General features: G+C 40.8%; 18 protein-coding genes. 7 read left to right on the top strand and 11 right to left on the bottom strand.

What is annotated here, in order from left to right; all coding sequences use genetic code 11:
* Window positions 1-12: 12 nt before the first annotated feature.
* Both bcp and AAEY98_RS20745 read right to left on the bottom strand, forming a co-directional pair.
* The gene (bcp, locus tag AAEY98_RS20750; RefSeq protein WP_101088417.1) at window positions 13-480 is read right to left on the bottom strand and encodes a thioredoxin-dependent thiol peroxidase; all 468 of its coding nucleotides are present in this window, start codon (window positions 478-480) and stop codon (window positions 13-15) included.
* Between the two features lie 83 nt (window positions 481-563).
* Window positions 564-1100, bottom strand: a complete 537-nt coding sequence (locus tag AAEY98_RS20745; protein WP_101088416.1) for a glycine cleavage system transcriptional repressor — start codon at window positions 1098-1100, stop codon at window positions 564-566.
* 284 nt (window positions 1101-1384) lie between these two features.
* Between AAEY98_RS20745 and dapA the strand changes: the two genes are divergently transcribed.
* The 4 genes from dapA (at window position 1385) to AAEY98_RS20725 (ending at window position 8066) form a co-directional block, all read left to right on the top strand.
* Window positions 1385-2269 carry a 4-hydroxy-tetrahydrodipicolinate synthase gene (dapA, locus tag AAEY98_RS20740; protein ID WP_101088415.1) on the top strand — a complete coding sequence of 295 codons (885 nt, stop codon included), beginning with the start codon at window positions 1385-1387 and terminating at the stop codon, window positions 2267-2269.
* 4 nt (window positions 2270-2273) lie between these two features.
* Window positions 2274-3371 (top strand): NlpB/DapX family lipoprotein, encoded by a 1098-nt coding sequence (gene bamC, locus AAEY98_RS20735; protein ID WP_351019315.1) that lies wholly within the window; start codon window positions 2274-2276, stop codon window positions 3369-3371.
* 520 nt (window positions 3372-3891) lie between these two features.
* Window positions 3892-4974 carry an efflux RND transporter periplasmic adaptor subunit gene (locus AAEY98_RS20730; protein WP_101088413.1) on the top strand — a complete coding sequence of 361 codons (1083 nt, stop codon included), beginning with the start codon at window positions 3892-3894 and terminating at the stop codon, window positions 4972-4974.
* A complete protein-coding gene (locus tag AAEY98_RS20725; protein ID WP_162023019.1) occupies window positions 4971-8066 on the top strand; it encodes an efflux RND transporter permease subunit in 3096 nt (1031 codons plus the stop codon). The genes AAEY98_RS20730 and AAEY98_RS20725 overlap by 4 nt, the downstream gene beginning before the upstream one ends.
* Window positions 8067-8313: 247 nt before the next feature.
* On the opposite strand, the gene AAEY98_RS20720 is transcribed toward AAEY98_RS20725, so the two are convergent.
* Both AAEY98_RS20720 and fadE read right to left on the bottom strand, forming a co-directional pair.
* Window positions 8314-8748 (bottom strand): PaaI family thioesterase, encoded by a 435-nt coding sequence (locus AAEY98_RS20720; protein WP_351019344.1) that lies wholly within the window; start codon window positions 8746-8748, stop codon window positions 8314-8316.
* A gap of 85 nt (window positions 8749-8833) precedes the next feature.
* Complete coding sequence (gene fadE, locus AAEY98_RS20715) at window positions 8834-11281, bottom strand: acyl-CoA dehydrogenase FadE (RefSeq protein ID WP_350999538.1); 2448 nt, start codon at window positions 11279-11281, stop codon at window positions 8834-8836.
* Between the two features lie 248 nt (window positions 11282-11529).
* Here fadE and AAEY98_RS20710 point away from each other — a divergent pair, with 248 nt between their 5' ends.
* The gene (locus tag AAEY98_RS20710) at window positions 11530-12306 is read left to right on the top strand and encodes a class II glutamine amidotransferase (protein ID WP_101088409.1); all 777 of its coding nucleotides are present in this window, start codon (window positions 11530-11532) and stop codon (window positions 12304-12306) included.
* On the opposite strand, the gene AAEY98_RS20705 is transcribed toward AAEY98_RS20710, so the two are convergent.
* The 3 genes from AAEY98_RS20705 to trhA all read right to left on the bottom strand — a co-directional run bounded on the left by AAEY98_RS20705 (window position 12292) and on the right by trhA (window position 14471).
* Entirely contained in the window at window positions 12292-13251 is a 960-nt protein-coding gene (locus AAEY98_RS20705) for a DUF3108 domain-containing protein (RefSeq protein ID WP_162024333.1), read from the bottom strand. The two genes, AAEY98_RS20710 and AAEY98_RS20705, sit on opposite strands and share 15 nt — an antisense overlap.
* Window positions 13252-13326: 75 nt before the next feature.
* Window positions 13327-13671: an MGMT family protein gene (locus AAEY98_RS20700; protein ID WP_101088408.1), complete on the bottom strand. Its 345-nt coding sequence runs from the start codon at window positions 13669-13671 to the stop codon at window positions 13327-13329.
* A 116-nt stretch (window positions 13672-13787) separates the two neighbouring features.
* Complete coding sequence (gene trhA, locus AAEY98_RS20695) at window positions 13788-14471, bottom strand: PAQR family membrane homeostasis protein TrhA (protein ID WP_101088407.1); 684 nt, start codon at window positions 14469-14471, stop codon at window positions 13788-13790.
* A 255-nt stretch (window positions 14472-14726) separates the two neighbouring features.
* Between trhA and AAEY98_RS20690 the strand changes: the two genes are divergently transcribed.
* On the top strand, window positions 14727-15365 hold the full coding sequence (locus AAEY98_RS20690; RefSeq protein WP_351019312.1) for a hypothetical protein: 639 nt from the start codon (window positions 14727-14729) through the stop codon (window positions 15363-15365).
* Between the two features lie 77 nt (window positions 15366-15442).
* Here AAEY98_RS20690 and rrtA read toward each other — a convergent pair whose 3' ends face one another.
* A complete protein-coding gene (rrtA, locus tag AAEY98_RS20685) occupies window positions 15443-16072 on the bottom strand; it encodes a rhombosortase (protein WP_101088405.1) in 630 nt (209 codons plus the stop codon).
* Window positions 16073-16255: 183 nt separating this feature from the next.
* The gene (queC, locus tag AAEY98_RS20680) at window positions 16256-16963 is read right to left on the bottom strand and encodes a 7-cyano-7-deazaguanine synthase QueC (protein WP_351019309.1); all 708 of its coding nucleotides are present in this window, start codon (window positions 16961-16963) and stop codon (window positions 16256-16258) included.
* Between the two features lie 210 nt (window positions 16964-17173).
* Between queC and queE the strand changes: the two genes are divergently transcribed.
* Entirely contained in the window at window positions 17174-17842 is a 669-nt protein-coding gene (queE, locus tag AAEY98_RS20675; protein WP_101088403.1) for a 7-carboxy-7-deazaguanine synthase QueE, read from the top strand.
* A gap of 91 nt (window positions 17843-17933) precedes the next feature.
* On the opposite strand, the gene AAEY98_RS20670 is transcribed toward queE, so the two are convergent.
* Together AAEY98_RS20670 and AAEY98_RS20665 are read right to left on the bottom strand one after the other, a co-directional pair.
* Complete coding sequence (locus tag AAEY98_RS20670; protein ID WP_351019306.1) at window positions 17934-18995, bottom strand: PLP-dependent cysteine synthase family protein; 1062 nt, start codon at window positions 18993-18995, stop codon at window positions 17934-17936.
* A gap of 231 nt (window positions 18996-19226) precedes the next feature.
* The coding region (locus AAEY98_RS20665) for a hypothetical protein (protein ID WP_351019303.1) at window positions 19227-19512 on the bottom strand (286 nt) is incomplete at its 5' end.

Below are 19512 nucleotides of genomic sequence, written 5' to 3'. Positions count from 1 at the left end.
ACCTCTAGTAAATTACTTAGCTAACGTGGCAAGAACCACTTCATGGTGATCTTTGGTTTTGAATTTATTCAACACATGGCTGATTTTGCCATCAGTACCGACGATAAAACTTAAGCGATGAATGCCATCGTAAATTTTACCCATAAATTTTTTCTCTCCCCATACGCCAAAACCATCAGCAACCGCATGGTCTTCATCACTGAGTAACGTGAAGTTGAGTTGTTGTTTGTCGGCAAATTTGGCCAGTTTAGCCACAGGATCTGGGCTAATGCCGAATACTGTCACCTTCAAACCATCAAGTTGTGTTTTGATATCGCGCAGGCCTTGTGCTTGCACTGTGCAACCAGGAGTTGATGCTTTAGGGTAGAAATACACTAGCACAGGACCTTTAGACAAGGTGTCTTGCAGTGATACCGCTTCGCCTGCTTGATTTTGCAGAGTAAAATTTGGTGCAGTATCACCAACGTTTAATGTGTTCATGATTGATCCTTTATCAGATAAGATGCAAATATTACGTTATCAGCACGTACAAGGTTCACATCAACGAGAGGTGAACTGAGTAGTTATGGCGCGGCAATACCCTGCATGCGCTTGATGCTGCACTCTAGAGACATAGACTCGGCCAGTTCATGAATACCTTGTTCAAGCTTCAATAGGTTGATTTTATCAGGGATATTGATTGCTAATAAAATAGACTGAGTTTTAAGACTATCATTGTCATCCGCATGGGAGCGCACAGCTGCTAAGTCGAGGCCTCTTTCGGCCAAAAACTGGGTAATGCTCTTCATGGTTCCGCGTTGGTCTTCACCATTGAATATCACTTCAATACGAGACACAAAGTTTTTTGGGGTATGTTTGGACGTTCGCTTCATGACCGTCATGAGTTCAAGTTCTACACTCAGCACAGGCAATAAGCTTTCAATTTTTGTTATAGCTGACCAGGAGCCAGATATCATCATAATTAGGGTAAATTCATTACCAAATAATGCCATACGACTGTCGACTATATCGCAATCACAATCACTTGCTAAACGCGCTAAACGACTCACTAATCCTGGGCGGTCTGCGCCCATTGCCGTAACGACCAGATAATTGGTCATGGATTTTCCTCACTTTTTGATATCTTAGAGCGAAAACTTATGCCGAAGCATGTCAGTTTTGGTGCGGGTGCTAATGCTATCATTTTTCACTAAAACACCTCAATATAGTAACCTATATCACTCACATAAATGTGATTATTTTTTAGCGCTATGGCTTCAAAGATGCTAGGTTACGCTGCATTAAATAGCATAAATGACTTATTTCAGATTATGGTTACCGTAGAGCTTGTCATTAGTGGTTGGCATCAGTAACATAGCGAATCCTGAAACCGTGGGGAAGATAGATGATAAACGGAAGCATCGTAGCCTTAATCACACCAATGAATAGTGATGGCACAGTAGATTATGCAAGTCTTGAAAGACTTGTTGAGTTCCATATTGAACAAGGTACTGATGCCATTGTCGCGGTCGGTACTACAGGCGAGTCTGCAACTCTGCCTATGACAGAGCATGCGGCTGTTGTTAGCCAAACTGTTAAGTTTGCATCAGGTCGTATTCCTGTGATTGGTGGTAATGGCGCCAATGCCACTGCAGAAGCGATTGAGTTAACCAAATCAATGCAAAAATCGGGTGTTGTCGCCATGCTTGGCGTGACTCCTTATTACAATAAACCGTCGCCTAAGGGATTAATTGCCCATTATACGGCGGTTGCTGCAAGTACTGATATTCCTCAAATTCTTTATAATGTACCAGGCCGTACTGCTGTTGATATGAAACCAGAAACTGTGGCTGAATTATCAAGTGTCAGTAATATTATTGGTGTAAAAGAAGCCACCGGTGATTTAAGCCGTGTTGCGCGTTTACGTGAACTTTGTGGTGAAGACTTTTTACTTTATAGCGGCGATGATGCCACAGCACGTGAGTTTTTATTGCTGGGCGGTAATGGCGTGATTTCAGTGGCAAATAATATTGTTCCACATGCGTTTAAAGCCATGTGTGATGCTGCATTAGCCAAAAATGCACAATTAGCTGAATCAATCGATCAACCATTAACGGGTATTTATCGCTCGTTATTTTGTGAAGCCAACCCAATTCCAGTGAAATGGGCTGTTCATCGAATGGGTTTGATAGCTAATGGTCATATTCGTTTACCTTTAACTGAACTTTCTGAGCAGTTTCATGGTCTGTTAATAGAAACAATGAAACAAGCTCATATTGAGGTAAAATAAATTCATGTTAAAGAAAGTCACTCCGTTACTCCTTGTTGCAGCTGTATCAGCTTGCAGTACGCCATTAGATCGCCGTCAGGCCAATGGTAATGATGATTTCGTTAATGCTGAAACTACGCCATTATTGACGATCCCACAGGACTTGAATACGCCTACTTATAGCAAAGAATATGACATACCTGCTGTTGGTAATAACGTTAACAAGCAGCTTGTAGGCAATAATCTTGATATCCGTGCGCCATTGCAAGTATTGCCAATGGCTGAAGGCACACACATCGAAGAAAGCAGTGATAGTATTCGTGTGGTGATTGAATCGATTGAAAGTACTACTGATTTAAAACAAGAAATTTTTGATGTCATTGATGGTTATCTAAGCAAAAATAACATCGCTGTTCGTAGCGAAGACCTGAGCGCTGGTTTTATTGAAACAGATTGGATTGAAAATGATGAAATCATTGAATCTAATTGGTGGGGCAGTGACAAGGTTTATCAACTGCGTCAGCGTTATCGTTACCAAGTTGATGTGAAACCACATGGCCGTTCTGGTTCTGTGTCGATTGATTTAGTTGAGCATCAAGAGTTTTACGATGATAAAGATCAGAAAATTTTATTAAGCGGTGAAGACAAACGTCGTTATACCACTGATATGCTAAATAATGCTATTGCTTATATGAGCATTAAACGTGATCAATCTATCCGTGCTGCACGAATTGAGCAAAGCCTTGGTATTAAAGTTGATTTAGTCACTAACGCTACAGAATCTGCTTATTGGTTAGCCGAAGCAAACTATAAGTCGGTATGGGATCGTTTACGCCTAGTATTACCGGAAATGGGTTTTGATGTTGTTGATACTGATAACAGCAAAGGCCTGTTTTATATTAATTTAGAAGAAAGCGGTGGTTTCTGGAGCTCTTTGTGGAGCGAAGAAAAATTGTCATTGAAAAAAGGCAATTATCGTTTACTGCTTAAAGAAACTGATGATGCTAATCAGACTAAAATATTACTGCATGATGTAGAAGACAAACCGTTATCGGATGAGTCTATTACCGAAGTGTACAAAATTATCTCTGATCTAATGCAAGAAGACCGTAAAGTCCGTTAAGGTTTATGGTTAGGTAATTAAGCAGGAAAGAGACGCATCGAGCGTCTCTTTTTATTTTGCTCATTTGCAAGTTACCATTTTTATTCGATTCAATAGGACGCTATTCAGCACCTATCAACCCAGTTTGAATTATCCATTTCAAGTAGTATCTCTAACATACAGGCTTTATTGTTGAGCAATAACAATATTAGGCAGTACAAATTTATAGCCGTTATCCCTGGCAACATATGCCCCGATTGAATCTGAAGCCAAACACGATTTGTCACAGCATGTGTCGAACAGTTTGGATTTTCATTGTTTAAATATTCAAATAATGCGTATAAATATCCAAATATGAATAAATAACGCTAAAAATGTGAATAAAATGCATATTTACCAAGGGTGAACTATTTGTTTAATCTGTTCGTAATTTGTAAGCAAAAGTAAAACAACTTGATGTGGATTTATTGCTAAGTACAATCACATTAAATAGAAAATCATATATATAATTCATGCAACCTTTGATGGTTACGGACTCGAAATGAAAAAGATAATCGTACTGATCGCCATAGTGCTAGCTGCACTGTCGGCTTACTATTTACTGTCTCCTAAAGAAGCGATAGTTCAACGTCCAAGACCCATACCTAATGTTGTGGTTGCCAAGGTGGCGATTATGCCTATTCGTGATGAAGTCGAAGCATTGGGTACGGGTAAAGCCTATGAGTCTATTATCGTTACATCCAAAATCACTGAAATTGTCACTAGTATTAATTTCAACGATGGCGATTTAGTTGAAAAAGGGGCGTTATTAGTACAACTGAGAAATGATGAACATAAAGCAAAAGTAGCCGTAACCGAAATTAAGTTAGTTGAAAATCTACGTGAATTAGATCGTATTCGTACATTGGTCACCAGCAAAACGATTGCTGAATTAGAGCGTGACCGCTTACAAAGTTTAATTGATACCACTCGTGCAGAAGTTGCGCAGGCTAAAGCTGCGCTAGAAGACCGCGCAATTAAAGCACCATTTTCAGGTAAATTAGGTTTACGCCAAGTGAGTGTGGGTAGCTTAGTGACCCCAGGTGAGCAAATTAGTACCCTAGACGATGTGAGTAAAATTAAATTAGATTTTTCTGTGCCAGAGCGTTTTATTCAAGAATTACAACCAGGCAAACTCGTTGAAGCCAAAGCGGTTGCGTATCCCGACCAGATATTTAAAGGCGTTGTTACTTCGATTGATAGCCGCGTTAACCCAGATACTCGAGCGGTAGTGGTACGCGCGGTAATGCCTAATGATGATTTTAAGATACTGCCCGGCATGTTGATGAAAGTGCGCCTTATTAAGCAAAGTCGTGAAGCATTACTATTACCTGAAGCCGCAATTATTCCTATTCAAAATAAGCATTTTGTTTATGTAGTAAATGCTGAAAATGTTGTTGAACAGCAGCAGGTAACTTTAGGCAGCCGGACTCGTGGCTGGGTTGAAATAACCGACGGGCTTAAGGTTGATCAACAAGTGATTATTCGCGGTATTTTAAAAGTTCGACCAGGAGATAAAGTTCAAGTTGAGCAAGCAGAAAACTTTAAGTTTGCGCAAGTAGAAGGCATGGAGACGTCAGCATGATATTAACTGACTTATCGGTTAAACGGCCTGTTTTTGCATCTGTTATTAGTATCTTGTTGATTGTTTTAGGCTTGGTATCATTCGATAAATTACCCTTGCGGGAATATCCAAATATCGATCCGCCAATTGTGTCGGTCGAGACCAGTTACCGTGGCGCCAGTGCTTCTGTGGTTGAAAGTCGAATCACTCAACTTATCGAAGATAGGATAAGTGGTGTTGAAGGCATCCGTCATATAAGTTCGTCAAGCAGTGATGGCCGTTCAAGCGTTACCATTGAATTTGATATTAATCGAGATATCGAAGCCGCGACCAATGATGTTCGTGATCGTATTTCAGGTTTATTAGAACAGCTTCCTGAAGAAGCTGATGCTCCCTCAATTTACAAAGCTAACGGCAGTGATGAAGTCATTATGTGGCTCAATTTGGTGTCCGACCAAATGGATATCTTGCAGCTAACTGATTACGCAAATCGTTATTTAGTGGATAGATTTTCAGTTATCGATGGCGTGTCAACGTTACGTTTAGGTGGCGGCAAAGTGTATGCGCTGCGAATTTGGATCGATCGCCAAGCATTAGCATCGCGCAACCTAACGGTATCTGATGTCGAAGCTGCATTACGTTCTGAAAACGTTGAGTTACCAGCGGGTTCTATTGAATCCAAAGAACGTCATTTTACTGTACGCCTAGACAGGGTATTTAAAACGGCGGAAGATTTTTCTAACTTGGTGATCATGCAGGGCGATGATGGTTATTTAGTTAAATTAAGCGATGTTGCCAAGGTAGAAATCGGCTCCGAGGAAGAGCGGATTATTTTCCGAGGTAACAAAGAGGCAATGATTGGTTTAGGGGTCAGTAAGCAATCTACCGCTAACACCCTTGAAGTGGCACGCGCTGCTAATGCGTTGGTAGACAAACTTAACCCCACATTGCCAGCAGGCATGGAGATCAAACGCTCATACGACAGCTCGGTGTTTATTGAAGCTTCTATTGATGAGGTTTATCAAACACTGTTTATCGCCATGGTGTTAGTGATTATTGTTATTTACTTGTTTTTAGGCTCGGTGAGGGCGATGTTAATTCCAGCCATCACTGTGCCCGTATCCTTAATGGGGACGTTTATAGTGCTATATGCACTAGGGTATACCATCAACTTACTGACCCTATTAGCGATGATCCTGGCGATTGGTATGGTGGTTGATGATGCCATTGTGATGTTAGAGAATATTCATCGACGGATTGAAGAAGGTGATTCTCCGCTTAAAGCAGCCTTTCTAGGTGCGCGTGAAGTGGGTTTTGCCATCGTGGCAACGACTTTGGTACTGGTAGCTGTATTTATGCCTATTACCTTCTTAGAGGGCGATTTAGGCAAGCTGTTTAAAGAATTTGCGGTCACCATGAGTGCGGCTGTGATTTTTTCCAGTATTGTGGCGTTAACATTAAGCCCGATGATGTGCTCAAAGTTATTAAAGCCTGCAACACAAGATCCTTGGCTGGTTAAACAAATCGATAAAATGATGAGCAAGATATCGGGCTGGTATTTGATAAGCTTGCAAGCAGGGGTTAAGCGACCTGTATTAGTGTCATTAATCGTATTAATCTCGTTTGCATTAAGTGGTTTTTTATTGAATAAAATCCCTCAAGAATTTGCTCCACAAGAAGACCGTGGCTCGATGTTTTTAATGGTCAATGGACCTCAAGGTGCCAGCTTTGAATACATTGAAAAATACATGGATGAAGTTGAAGGCCGCTTAATGCCTTTGGTTGAAAGTGGCGATATTAAGCGCTTATTGATCCGCGCTCCTCGTGGCTTTGGCACCGCATCAGACTTTTCTAACGGTATGGCTATTATCGTTTTGGAAGATTGGGCTGAACGTCGCAGTGCCAATGAAATTATTGTCGATATCCGTAATCGTCTATCAGATTTAGCCGGTATTCGTGCATTCCCGATAATGCGCCAAGCCTTTGGTCGCGGTGTGGGAAAACCTGTGCAGTTTGTGATTGGTGGCCCAAGCTACGAAGAACTGGCTGATTGGCGTGACATTATGCTCGAGAAAGCCAAAGAAAATCATAAACTCATTGGTTTAGATCACGATTACCAAGAAACCAAGCCTCAGTTAAGAGTGGTGATTGACCGTGAACGTGCAGCAGATTTAGGGGTATCAATTGCGCATATTGGCCGAACATTAGAGTCGATGCTTGGATCGCGCTTGGTGACAACCTTTATGCGCGATGGTGAAGAGTATGATGTGATTGTCGAAGGTAATCGTGACAATCAAAGTACTGCTACGGATATGCAGAATCTTTACGTTCGTTCGGATCGTTCGCAAGAACTGATCCCGTTATCGAACTTAGTCTCGATTGAAGAGTTTGCCGATGCCAGCTCGTTAAATCGTTACAATCGTATGCGTGCTATTACCTTAGAGGCCAATTTGGCCGATGATTATACTCTGGGTGAAGCGTTAGATTATCTCAATGATCTTGCTACAACTTATTTGCCTGCAGAAGCGGTGATAAGTTATAAAGGGCCATCGTTAGATTACCAAGAGTCGGGTAACTCGATGAACTTTGTCTTTTTACTCGCATTAGGTATTGTATTTTTAGTGCTCGCAGCTCAGTTTGAAAGCTATATTCATCCTATGGTGATCATGTTAACCGTTCCGTTAGCAACGTTAGGGGCGTTAATTGGGTTATGGTTTACCGGCCAGAGTATTAATATTTACAGTCAAATTGGCATTATCATGCTGGTTGGTTTGGCGGCTAAAAACGGTATTTTAATCGTTGAGTTTGCCAATCAATTACGAGACCGTGGTGTTGAATTTCAACAAGCGATTTTGCAGGCTTCGACTCAACGATTACGACCTATTCTAATGACCGGTATTACGACTGCGGCAGGGGCTATTCCATTAGTGTTATCCAGTGGTGCAGGGGCTGAAACTCGTTTTGTTATTGGAGTCGTGGTGTTATCAGGCATTTTACTGGCAACCTTCTTTACCTTAATCGTTATTCCCGTTGCTTATAGCTTGTTTGCTCGTAATAGTAGCTCACCAGAAGCGGTCGCTAAGCAGTTAGAGATAGAGTTAAAAGAAGGCTAATCACGTTCAACATTGATTCGTTATCCTTGATTCGTAATCACTGATACAACCTGAAATCAGGATATATAAAAAAGCCAGTCATTGAAGTGACTGGCTTTTTTGTTTCAATTATTTACGAGGAGCAAACTTGGCTTTATCGAGGCATTTAAACTGAAAACGGGATGGCAGCGCTGGAGTTAATTACTAATGGAATAAGTATTATTATGCCGTTTCATCTAGCAGTGCAAAGTACCGTTTAGCCAACTAACTAAGGGCGCAGAATAAGGCAGGTCGCTGTAGCGGTAGCGAGTAACTTACCTGCTTCAGTGGTTAAGGTGCCTTCAGATATGCCTAACGATTTTGATAAGTTCATTAAGCTCCCTTTGGCGATCAATCGCTGGTTTTGTGGCACAGGCCGAACCATTTTAATGTTCAAATCAATGGTTGAATAACTGACACCTGCTGGGAGTGATGAATGAACCGCGCAGGCTGTTACTGTGTCCATGACTGTCGCTGCAAAGCCACCGTGTACGCCGCCCATCGGGTTTAAATGACGCTCATCTGCATGGGCTTCAAACGTTACTGCGCCTTCACTGACCTCGATAGCTTTCATCGGTATGGTTTGCGTTATTGACGGGGCAGGTATGTCGCCATTAAGCATGGCTTGCATCAGTTGTAATCCGGTGAGTTGTTTCATTATTATCCTTGAGCGATAGCATCAATTTTTAGCGATAAAAAAGGGTAAAGCTTGCGCTTTACCCTTTTTATTTTAGGTTTTAACCTAGCAGCTAGGCTGCTTTTTCTTGCTTAGCTTTAGGTGCTAGTTGCGCACGAAGCTCATCGGTATCGAAATCATCAACGTTAATTGATTTTAAGCGACCAATTTCAGCTCGTTCAAGTAAAGCGATTTCGCTGTCGCTTAACACACCAAGCGCTTTACCTTCAGCAGCAACTTTATCTAACCACATAAATGGCAGACGCTTACCCGCAGCTTTACAGACTTTGTCGTACAGTGGCTCTGCGGCAAGGATATCTTTAAACGTTTGTTCTTGGATACCTACAGCATTGAACTCAGATGCAGTCCAGAACTGGCCTTTACCTAAACGGTCACGACTAGCACAAGGAGTTTGCATTATCTTAGCCACTTTGTGATCTAATACATCACTAGGGCGCTTAATTGGACGACCGAATGGGAAGATAACGGCGCGAAGTGCAATGCCTAAACCCATTGGGAAGTTGTTCAGTAAGTCATCTAACGAATCTTGTAACTTGTACAACGAATCTTCAACAGCCCATTGAACTAAAGGTAAATCTTCAGTTAAACGACCATCATCTTCATAACGTTTTAGCGTTGCAGAAGTCAGGTATAGCTGGCTCAATAAATCACCTAAACGAGCAGAAATACGTTCTTTACGTTTTAGGTTTCCACCCAGTGTAGCCATCGCTAAGTCAGATAATAATGCTAAGTTAGCACTGAAACGGTTCATCTGTTGATAGTAACGCTTGGTTTTATCTGAGTAAGGGCTATTCGAGAAACGAGATGAGGTTATGCCCATCCAGAAGCTACGAATGAAGTTAGACGTTGCAAAGCCAATATGACCAAAGATAGCCGCGTCGAAGTTAGCTAAACCACGATTTGCATCAGTATCAAAAGCTGACTCCATTTCGGCCAATACATACGGATGACAGCGAATTGCGCCTTGTCCATAAATGATCATTGAGCGAGTTAGAATATTTGCACCTTCTACAGTAATCGCAATCGGTGCAGCCTGATAGCCACGGCCTAAGTAGTTATTCGGCCCTAGACACACACCTTTACCACCGTGTATGTCCATTGCATCAATGATACATTTTTGCATTCTATCGGTTAAATGGAATTTAACGATAGCTGAAACAACCGATGGCTTTTCGCCTAAATCGATAGCGGTAGTGGTTAACGTCGCCACCGCATCCATAAGGTAAGCATTACCGCCTATACGTGCCATTGGTTCTTCGATGCCTTCTAACTTACCGATAGGTAATTTAAATTGACGACGAATACGTGCATAAGCACCCGTAGCAATAGCGGCAGTTTTCACGCCACCAGCTGAGTTTGACGGTAAGGTAATACCACGACCTACAGATAGACACTCAACCAACATTCTCCAACCTTGGCCGGCCATTTCTGGGCCACCAATAATGAAGCTTAGTGGTACGAACACTTCGTTACCGCGTGTTGGACCATTTTGGAACATACAGTTCAATGGGAAATGACGACGTCCGGTTTCAACACCTGGAATGTCAGTAGGGATGAGTGCACAAGTAATGCCTAGTTCTTCTTTATCACCTAATAAGTGATCAGGGTCGCGTAGTTTAAACGCTAGACCAAGTACAGTAGCAACAGGTGCTAAAGTAATGTAGCGCTTGTTCCACGTTAGCTTCATACCAAGAACTTCTTCGCCTTGGAATTCACCTTTACATACCACGCCGAAATCTGGGATTGAGCCAGCATCACTGCCTGCTTCAGGGCTAGTGAGTGCAAAACATGGCACTTCTAAACCTTGAGCTAAACGGGGTAGATAATGATCTTGCTGCTCTTTAGTACCATAGTGCTGTAATAACTCACCAGGGCCTAACGAGTTAGGAACACCCACTGTTGAGGCAAGTTCGCTACTCACACCAGCAAGTTTTTGTAATACACAAGATTGAGCATAAGCAGAATATTCTAAACCGCCATACTTCTTCTTAATGATCATCGCGAAGAAACCGTTATCTTTTAAGAATTGCCATACATCTTGTGGCAAGTCACCTAGCACATGCGACACTTCGTGTTGATTGAGCATTTTACATACTTCTTCAACCGGTCCGTCTATGAATGCTTGCTCATCAGCAGTTAAACGCGCTTTAGGATAGTTGTGTAATTTGCTCCAGTTAGGGTTACCTGCAAATAAATCTGCTTCCCACCACGTTGTACCTGCTTCAATGGCTTCTTTTTCAGTAGAAGACATCTCTGGCATGATACCGCGATACACTTTTATCAGTGGACGACTGATAAAATTCTGTCTGAATGATTTGATGTTTAGTGGCAGAGCAATGACAAGGAAAACAATCCATGTTATTACACTAATAATGTCCAAAGTGCTACCGACAACTAACACAATCGCCGCAGCAATTGTTGTAGATAATAACGATACCCGCAGGTATGCCATGGCGCCGAGCACAAAGATCATCGCGATGATCCAAAGTAGGGTGGTCAATGTACTTCTCCTTAAAGCTATTTATGTAGACAAAATAGCTTATTTATTATTGATCTCATTCACAAGAATGAACGTGGTCAGACCTGTGTCACGTAAAAGTTAACCTTATGGGGCCTCGAATACAAGTGTTTTTCAAACAATTGTTTAAATATTTGTGTGTCTGAAATGTTCCACTCAATTAGCTTAGTAGTTACAATACGTTCTTCAAAAGTGTTTAGCTCAATATAGCAACATAAAAGGCAAGGCTAATGTGTGAATTACTGGCGATGAGTGCCAATGTGCCAACGGATATTGTTTTTAGTTTTACCGGCTTAGCTGAACGCGGTGGCGTTACTGGTCCTCATGTTGATGGCTGGGGAATTACTTTCTATGAAGGTAAAGGTAACCGTACTTTTAAAGATGCTTGTCCTAGCAGTAAGTCACATATTGCCGAACTTATTAAGTCATATCCGATTAAAAGTGAAATCGTGATAAGTCATATTCGCCAAGCTAATCGAGGTTGTGTGTCCTTGGTCAATACTCACCCATTTAGTCGTGAGCTATGGGGCCGTTATTGGACTTATGCGCACAATGGCCAATTAACCGATTATCAATCCACTTTTTCAGTGTCACGTTTTCAGCCTGTTGGCGATACTGACAGTGAACTGGCTTTTTGCTGGATATTGGAATCAGTGGTTAATAAGTTTGGAGAGTATGAACCTGAAAACATGAATGAAGTGTTTCAGTATATAAGCCTGCTCGCAGATGAAATAAGACAATTAGGTGTGTTTAATATGTTGTTGAGCAATGGCATAGACTTAATGACCTATTGCACTAACAACCTATGTCACATCACTCGCCGTGCTCCATTTGGACAAGCTACCTTGATTGATACCAATGTAGTTATCGATTTTAGTCAAGAAACCACGCCAAATGACGTGGTGACTGTGATTGCGACTAGACCATTAACCAATAATGAAAATTGGGTTGTTTTACAACCAGGTGAGTGGAAGTTATTCCGTAAAGGCGAGTTAATCAACAGCTAGCTGTTTTATTTCATCTAATTCAGACTCACTAATGCCAGCGTCATTTTCAGCTTCAGAGACTAGTTCATCCACAGTAGTTGAAGCTTCAGGCTTAGGACCGTCGATGACGACGGGCGTCATGGGAGGCAATGGTTTTTCGAATTGGTAGCTGGCTAGCTGAATATCGAGCTGTTTGCTGCCTTTTGAAAAGTGGCTTAAACGAACGGGTAGGTAAGCTAAATCAGGCGCCATCCAGAAAAATGTTTGTCTTTTGGTACTGTCACGCACCACTTCAACTTTGACGGTATCGTAAGTACCACTTTTTATGGTGACTTTTTCTTTGCCTATGACTCTAAATTGATAGTCATCGACTTCTTTTTCTTTAACCATTTTATAATCTAATGGTCGTATGTTGGCTGCGAGATCCATTCTGAATTGTAATTGAACCATTAACGGATCAAACACCTTTTCTTCATATGGTAGCTTTAATGCTTCTTGCTTATAAATGGTATGAATAAATTTCTGTGCTTTAGCAAAAGCAGTCTGTTCAGTGTAATCACTGCCAGTACCAGTGCGTTCTTGTATGTATCGAAATGGCACTAATTTACCATTTTCAAGGGTGAATTCGCTGGTAAGATGACGTTGATCAGACAGCATTAATAAACTGACATCGCTGTCGAAATGATAGCTGTAAAAACCGCTGTCGGTAGCGGGTAAACGATAATTTGCTTCACCTAGTTCGAAGCTGCCATAAAACACATTATATTTAGCACTGTGGGCTGTTAATGGCGATAAGATAGCAGCTTGTTGGATTGCATCTAATGAAGCCGGGACATTAATTTGCTCGAGTTTTTCTGCAATCACAGCCGTTTCTGACACAGCCAATTTAGCCGTAGACTCAGTATCTGCAGTGAGTTGTTGAATGTCAGTTGCCTGTGCGAAAAACACCGGACAGGTGGACAACATCAGAGTGAATAAGCGAGTTAATTTATTGACCAATGTATAATTACCTTAAAGTTTAGAATTCTGAATAAGCTAAGATTAAAATGGTAATGTCATTACCAGGGTGGCTAGATCGGGTTTCCATTGATATTGAGACAACGAAACCTTGCCTATGTTCACTGTGATACCTTCTAATCTTAATAATTCTTGCTGTGTTTGAAAAGGTTCGGTATTTTTTGCAAAGGAAATCTTACCTTGACTATTGATAACCCTATGCCATGGGAGCCCAAGTGTTTCAGGCGCTAATTTCAATGCTCTAGAGACATAACGTGCTCGACCAGGTAACCCTGCTAAATCAGCAACAATTCCATAAGGTAGCACAGTGCCTTGAGGGATAATATTTACAATAAACCATATTCGCTCCATTGGCGTCAGTTTAGTCATGTGCTCCCATATAACGTCTTCAAGCTGAGTTTAGTGGTGTATTAGCAACAGATAATAGAAAAATTGCGGCCATAGTACAACCGTAATTTTATGAGATATGATTTTACGTTTAACAGTTATAAAACGGTGAGATAAATACATAAAAAATGGCTGAATGCGCCACCAAGTACAAAAAAATGCCAAATGGCATGATTAAACGGAATGCGTTTTCCAACATAAAAAATCACCCCTAGACTATAAAATAAACCGCCAGCAAGCAGTAAGCTTAAGCCTAAATCGCTCATGTGAGTTTTTAAATCGCCCATTACAGTGACGCATAACCAACCCATTACTAAATAAAGCACTACGCTAAATGCTTTAAAGCGACCGATAAACAATGTTTTAAAGATAACCCCGCCCAAAGCTAAAGACCAAATAGCAGTAAGTACCACCGTGGCTTGTGTGCTTTGTAAACTGATTAGCATCATTGGCGTGTATGTGCCGGCAATTAACGTGTAAATAGCACAGTGATCTGCCATTTTATAGCGTTTACGCCACAGTGCACTTTTACTTGAGTGATATAATGTAGAGGCAAGAAACAATGCGATTATGCTAATGCCATAAATTGCCACACCAGTAATTTGCACTAAGGTTAAATGATCGGGGGCTTTTATCAGCATTAACATTAAGCCGATGATGCCAGCAATAACACCTAATGCATGTGAAAGGGCATTAGCTTTTTCTTCTGCTTGGCAGTAATCTGATCCGCTCGATACCGCAACTGTTTGCTGAGATGCCAAAGTGTTTGATAATGAATTCATAATATCCTGTAAATCACGCTGATTGGATTTTGAGCAAGGTTAGTCTATCAGCCTCAAAACCAAATAGCTATATTTAGGTGAACACGTGTAAGCTGAAAATATTGTCCACATTTGGGTTACTGATAATTTTATTTTAACGTTTGATTGGGTAAACGTTTATTAATCCTATTCAAACATTAACAGCACAAATAAGGTGCTACTCAATGACGTTGTTGACGTTATACTTAGCCCATCATTCTTGGTGAATTAGTCTTTATGTCTGAAAAAAAACCACAGTCCAGTTCGCTTCAATCTGCGATAACCAATAGCGCTGATCCACGTTGGGATAACAAACTATCACAGCAAGTTGATAGTGCGAGTATTGACAGTGCGAGTATTGAATTTGATAAAGGCGTGACACCTTTTGTTGAGACAGAAGATGAAGTGGTAGATGAAAAACAATTACAACATCATCAACAACAAGTCGCTGATGAAATTCAGTTGCAGTTAACTGGCGCGATTGGATCCGTATCAGATAATAGTGAATTTTTATTGCAGCCCAATCAACCAATCATTAGTGGCAATGCTTGGCAACGTTTTGTGGCTTCAGTGAGTAACAGTCGTTACACCACATTGGTCGTGATTTTAATACATGTGTTCGTTATCACTATCGCGTTGATATTTGGCCGAGTTGATATTAGTGGTATGACAGAAGTCCCGGTGACTGATGAACAGACAACAAAACCATTACCTCCGTTAAAAAGTTATCTTATTACTCAAGCTGAATACGATAAGTTAGTTGAACGAGCTCAATCAAATACAGCAATCCAAGATATTGAATCTGAATCAGGGATGTCTAAGGAAATGGATGGGCCAGAGATTGAGTCTGAGTCAGCAGAGCCTATAATAAATTAATTCCACATACTGTTTGTCCAGTATGTACAATCAGTATGTGCAATCAGCGTTAAAATAAACACCGTTTGCGTGTAGCGTTAAGGTAAATTGTGGTATTTAAAGCGGTGGGCAATCGTTGACCAGCATAACGCACACAAGATGCCACAAATGAGACCCACCAGATGTGATTCAGTGGCAACTCTGGCATTAATTAACTGGGTGATACTGTTTGTCGCGCCAAATATCTGCTCGTATCCAACCTTAATGATCACACCAAGCAACAGTAAATAACCTGAACGGTAACCCTTGTGGATATCCATTACCGCACCAAAAGCAAATAATCCATGCAACAAACCACTTAACCCAACATAGGCTTTTAAACTAGGATAAAACAAATATAAACCAATACCTTCCAAAATACACAAACTAATAAACAGCAATGTAAATTTGCCTGGATGACGCTTGTAATGGACTTCATGTAAAAACACAATTACCCATAATCCTGCCAAATTCATCAGTAAATGCCATAAATTAGTATGTAACAGGTTACCGGTGATTAATCGCCATATTTGTCCATCAGTAATGGCGTCATATTGATAACTTAAATACTGATCAATGGGCAAAAATGCAGGCGTTGGTATATCTGCCGCAAAAAGCCCAATACAAATAAGGCTGATGGCAACGACAAAGTGATAAAGTCCAACAGTGTTTGATTTATGATTTAGCAAAATATCCTCTTTTCGCACCGTCAAAACAAGCCAATTTAATTTATCTAAAGACACTAAACTTAACTGTAGCGCAAAATTAACGCATGGCGTTAACCTGTGTGCCTGTAGGTGTCGTCATGAAATAGCGCTGCCGCCGAGTTGCATTAATCCGTTGCGGTTAGTGACAGCATGTTATCGATACTATTATAGCTTACTGTTTAATGAGTCCATCACTGATTGACTATTTTGCAAGTAATCCTCTAGGCCACGTTGACGTAATACACAAGCGGGGCAATCACCACAACCTTTACCAATAATGCCGTTATAGCAAGTTAACGTTTGATGTTGCACTAAAGCTAATTGCTGATATTTATCAGCCAGCGCCCAGGTTTCAGCTTTATTAAGCCACATTAATGGAGTAATTATCTTGAGGGGTTTATCCATTCCTAGCGCTAATGAGTTTTGCATTGATTGAACAAATTCATTACGACAATCTGGATAGCCAGAAAAGTCGGTCTCACACACGCCTGTAATAATAGCATCGCAACCCAATTGATAAGCGTATATGCCTGCTAAGGTTAAAAATAAAATATTACGTCCAGGCACAAAAGTATTCGGCAAGCCATTATTCATCAACTCATGTGATACCGGTATAGCATCACGTGTTAATGCTGAAATGGCTAACTCGTTTAATAAGGTGGTGTCCATGACTTTATGGCTAGCTAGTTTCAACTCTGTTGCTAAAGATTTTGCCACTTCGATTTCTTGACGATGGCGTTGACCATAATCAAATGTGATCCCATGCACTTCATCATATTGAGATAAAGCCTGGATAAGGCAAGTAGTTGAATCTTGACCTCCACTGAAAACAACAAGGGCTTTAGTTGGGGTGTTTTGCTTTGCATCTGACATGGATATACTCTTAACGTACTGAACTGACTCGTAAGATCGGTGTGATCAACGCCTAGTGGTTCAGGTAAATAGAACTGATATGTTACCTAAGCCAGACCCAACTGCAAAGCTGTAGGTGTAAATACTTGCAGCTAACGCTAAAATACTCTATAAATGCCGCCCCGTTATAAGCCAGGTAGCCAATACTTGTCAGCAGAAGTAAGGTAAACAATGAAATATCCCGTTAACGAAGTATTTGAAACAATACAAGGTGAGGGCACATATACTGGTGTTCCTGCACTGTTCGTTCGCTTGCAGGGTTGTCCTGTAGGTTGTGCATGGTGTGATACTAAGCAAACGTGGGATGTGTTACCCGAAAATAAAGTGACTGCCGAGCAAGTGATTCAAGTCGATGGCACTATCGGCAGATGGGCTGATCATACTGGTCACACATTAGTGCAAGCATTCCAAGATAAAGGCTTTACTGCTAAGCACATTGTGCTAACCGGTGGTGAGCCTTGTTTGTACGATTTAACAGAATTAACCACGATTTTTATTGAAGCTGGTTATCAGGTACAAATAGAAACCAGTGGTACTTTTGAGGTGAAATGTCATACAGATGTTTGGGTGACTGTATCACCTAAAATCAATATGAAAGGTGGCTACAAGGTACTCGAACAAGCATTAAATCGTGCTAATGAAATTAAGCATCCGATCGCCACTGAACACCATATTGAAGAGTTAGATGAATTATTGCTGAATATTGATGTCACTGATAAAACCATTTGCTTACAACCTATTAGCCAAAAGGCGCGCGCAACAGAACTTGCCATGAAGGTGTGTATTAGCCGTAACTGGCGTTTATCGATTCAAACACATAAATATCTGAATATTGATTAAATGTGTTTTTTAGAGCTAATGATGACCACACACAGTATTTAAGCAAAAAAGCCGTTGAATCAATATTCAACGGCTTTTTAATTTCAACAGGTTAACCAAGTAAACCAGATTCATTAAACGCAATGAGTTTTTCTCGGTAGTGTTCAAAACAGCCTATATTGTCTTCTATCCATTGCGGGTTGTAATAGGTATCGAGATAGCGCTCACCCGCATCACAAATTAAGGTCACAATGGAGCCTGTTTGGCCTTCATTACGCATTTGTGTTGCCAGTAACAACGCCCCATATAAGTTGGTGCCAGTTGATGCACCCGTTTTACGCCCTATGAGTTGTTCTAACCACTGAATCGTTGCGATAGAGGCGGCATCAGGGATCTTAATCATGCAGTCAACAACACCAGCAATAAATGACGGTTCAACACGTGGCCGGCCAATTCCTTCTATTTTACTGCTCTTATCGCTAATAATGCTCGCATCACCACTGTGAAAGTAATCGTAGAATACCGAGTTTTCCGGATCGACTACGCACAGTCGCGTTTGTTGCTGTTGATAACGAATATAGCGACCAATAGTTGCGCTAGTGCCACCGGTACCTGGACTCATGACAATCCAACTTGGAATAGGATGAGGCTCTTTTTCCATTTGGTTAAAGATTGAATCAGCAATATTGTTATTACCCCGCCAATCGGTGGCGCGTTCAGCATAAGTGAATTGGTCCATATAATGGCCTTGCAACTCAGAGGCTAATCTTTCTGATTCAGCATACATTTGACTGCCATTATCGACAAAGTGACATCGTGCACCGTAAAACTCTATTTGTTGAATCTTCTTTTTTGCGGTCGTTTTTGGCATGACAGCGATAAACGGTAATCCAAGTAATCTTGCAAAATAGGCTTCAGAAACAGCGGTACTGCCAGATGAAGATTCAATAATGGGCGTGTCTTTTTTTATCCAGCCATTACATAACGCATATAGAAACAGTGATCGAGCTAAGCGATGTTTCAAGCTACCTGTTGGATGAGTACTTTCATCTTTTAAATAAATGTCTATTCCAACAAGTTGTGGAAGATCTAATTTTATTAGATGGGTGTCTGCAGACCGTTGAAAATCGGCTTCTATTTTTGCGATGGCCTGATTGACCCAAGTAGATGACATGCAATGATACTCGTTATTCCAAAAAGGAATAAATAATAACTAAAATATAAAGTTAAGAGTAGTGTTTATCGACATAAGCCAGCATATATCATTAAAAATAACAGGAGGAAGAAATAGTCGGTGAAATATTAAGACGGAAACTCGAGATGTCGTGCTGCAAATGTGCTGTAAATTGATAGCAGAAAATATCAATAAATTGAATCATTTAAATAGGATTGCCTCATTAGATTATTAAATAATAAACATAGATATGAGGCTATGAACTGTAGCTAATGATCTTCTAGTTTGAGATTTAAGGTTTGGGATTTGAAGTTTAGGATTTGAAGTTTGGGATTTGAAGTTTGGGATTTGAAGTTTGGGATTTGAAGTTTGGGATTTGAAGTTTGGGATATCAGTCGCAGCAGCATAAATGTAGTAAATCAAAACAATCTCGAAATGTAAAATGGTGGAGGGAGAAGGATTCGAACCTTCGAAGGCTGAGCCGTCAGATTTACAGTCTGATCCCTTTGGCCACTCG

The sequence above is a fragment of the Shewanella sp. AC91-MNA-CIBAN-0169 genome, assembly GCF_040310165.1.
In the GTDB taxonomy this organism is placed as follows: domain Bacteria; phylum Pseudomonadota; class Gammaproteobacteria; order Enterobacterales; family Shewanellaceae; genus Shewanella.
The sequence above is the reverse complement of the archived record's forward strand: the minus strand, read 5'-3'. Positions and strand labels throughout refer to the sequence as shown.

Coding starts and splice junctions, on each gene's coding strand:
- AAEY98_RS20690 (WP_351019312.1), top strand. CDS start 14,727: ATGTCTGAAAAAAAACCACAGTCCAGTTCGCTTCAATCTGCGATAACC.
- bamC (WP_351019315.1), top strand. CDS start 2,274: ATGTTAAAGAAAGTCACTCCGTTACTCCTTGTTGCAGCTGTATCAGCT.
- AAEY98_RS20705 (WP_162024333.1), bottom strand. CDS start 13,251: ATGTTGTCCACCTGTCCGGTGTTTTTCGCACAGGCAACTGACATTCAA.
- bcp (WP_101088417.1), bottom strand. CDS start 480: ATGAACACATTAAACGTTGGTGATACTGCACCAAATTTTACTCTGCAA.
- AAEY98_RS20670 (WP_351019306.1), bottom strand. CDS start 18,995: ATGTCATCTACTTGGGTCAATCAGGCCATCGCAAAAATAGAAGCCGAT.
- queE (WP_101088403.1), top strand. CDS start 17,174: ATGAAATATCCCGTTAACGAAGTATTTGAAACAATACAAGGTGAGGGC.
- dapA (WP_101088415.1), top strand. CDS start 1,385: ATGATAAACGGAAGCATCGTAGCCTTAATCACACCAATGAATAGTGAT.
- AAEY98_RS20725 (WP_162023019.1), top strand. CDS start 4,971: ATGATATTAACTGACTTATCGGTTAAACGGCCTGTTTTTGCATCTGTT.
- AAEY98_RS20710 (WP_101088409.1), top strand. CDS start 11,530: ATGTGTGAATTACTGGCGATGAGTGCCAATGTGCCAACGGATATTGTT.
- queC (WP_351019309.1), bottom strand. CDS start 16,963: ATGTCAGATGCAAAGCAAAACACCCCAACTAAAGCCCTTGTTGTTTTC.
- trhA (WP_101088407.1), bottom strand. CDS start 14,471: ATGAATTCATTATCAAACACTTTGGCATCTCAGCAAACAGTTGCGGTA.
- AAEY98_RS20700 (WP_101088408.1), bottom strand. CDS start 13,671: ATGACTAAACTGACGCCAATGGAGCGAATATGGTTTATTGTAAATATT.
- AAEY98_RS20745 (WP_101088416.1), bottom strand. CDS start 1,100: ATGACCAATTATCTGGTCGTTACGGCAATGGGCGCAGACCGCCCAGGA.
- AAEY98_RS20730 (WP_101088413.1), top strand. CDS start 3,892: ATGAAAAAGATAATCGTACTGATCGCCATAGTGCTAGCTGCACTGTCG.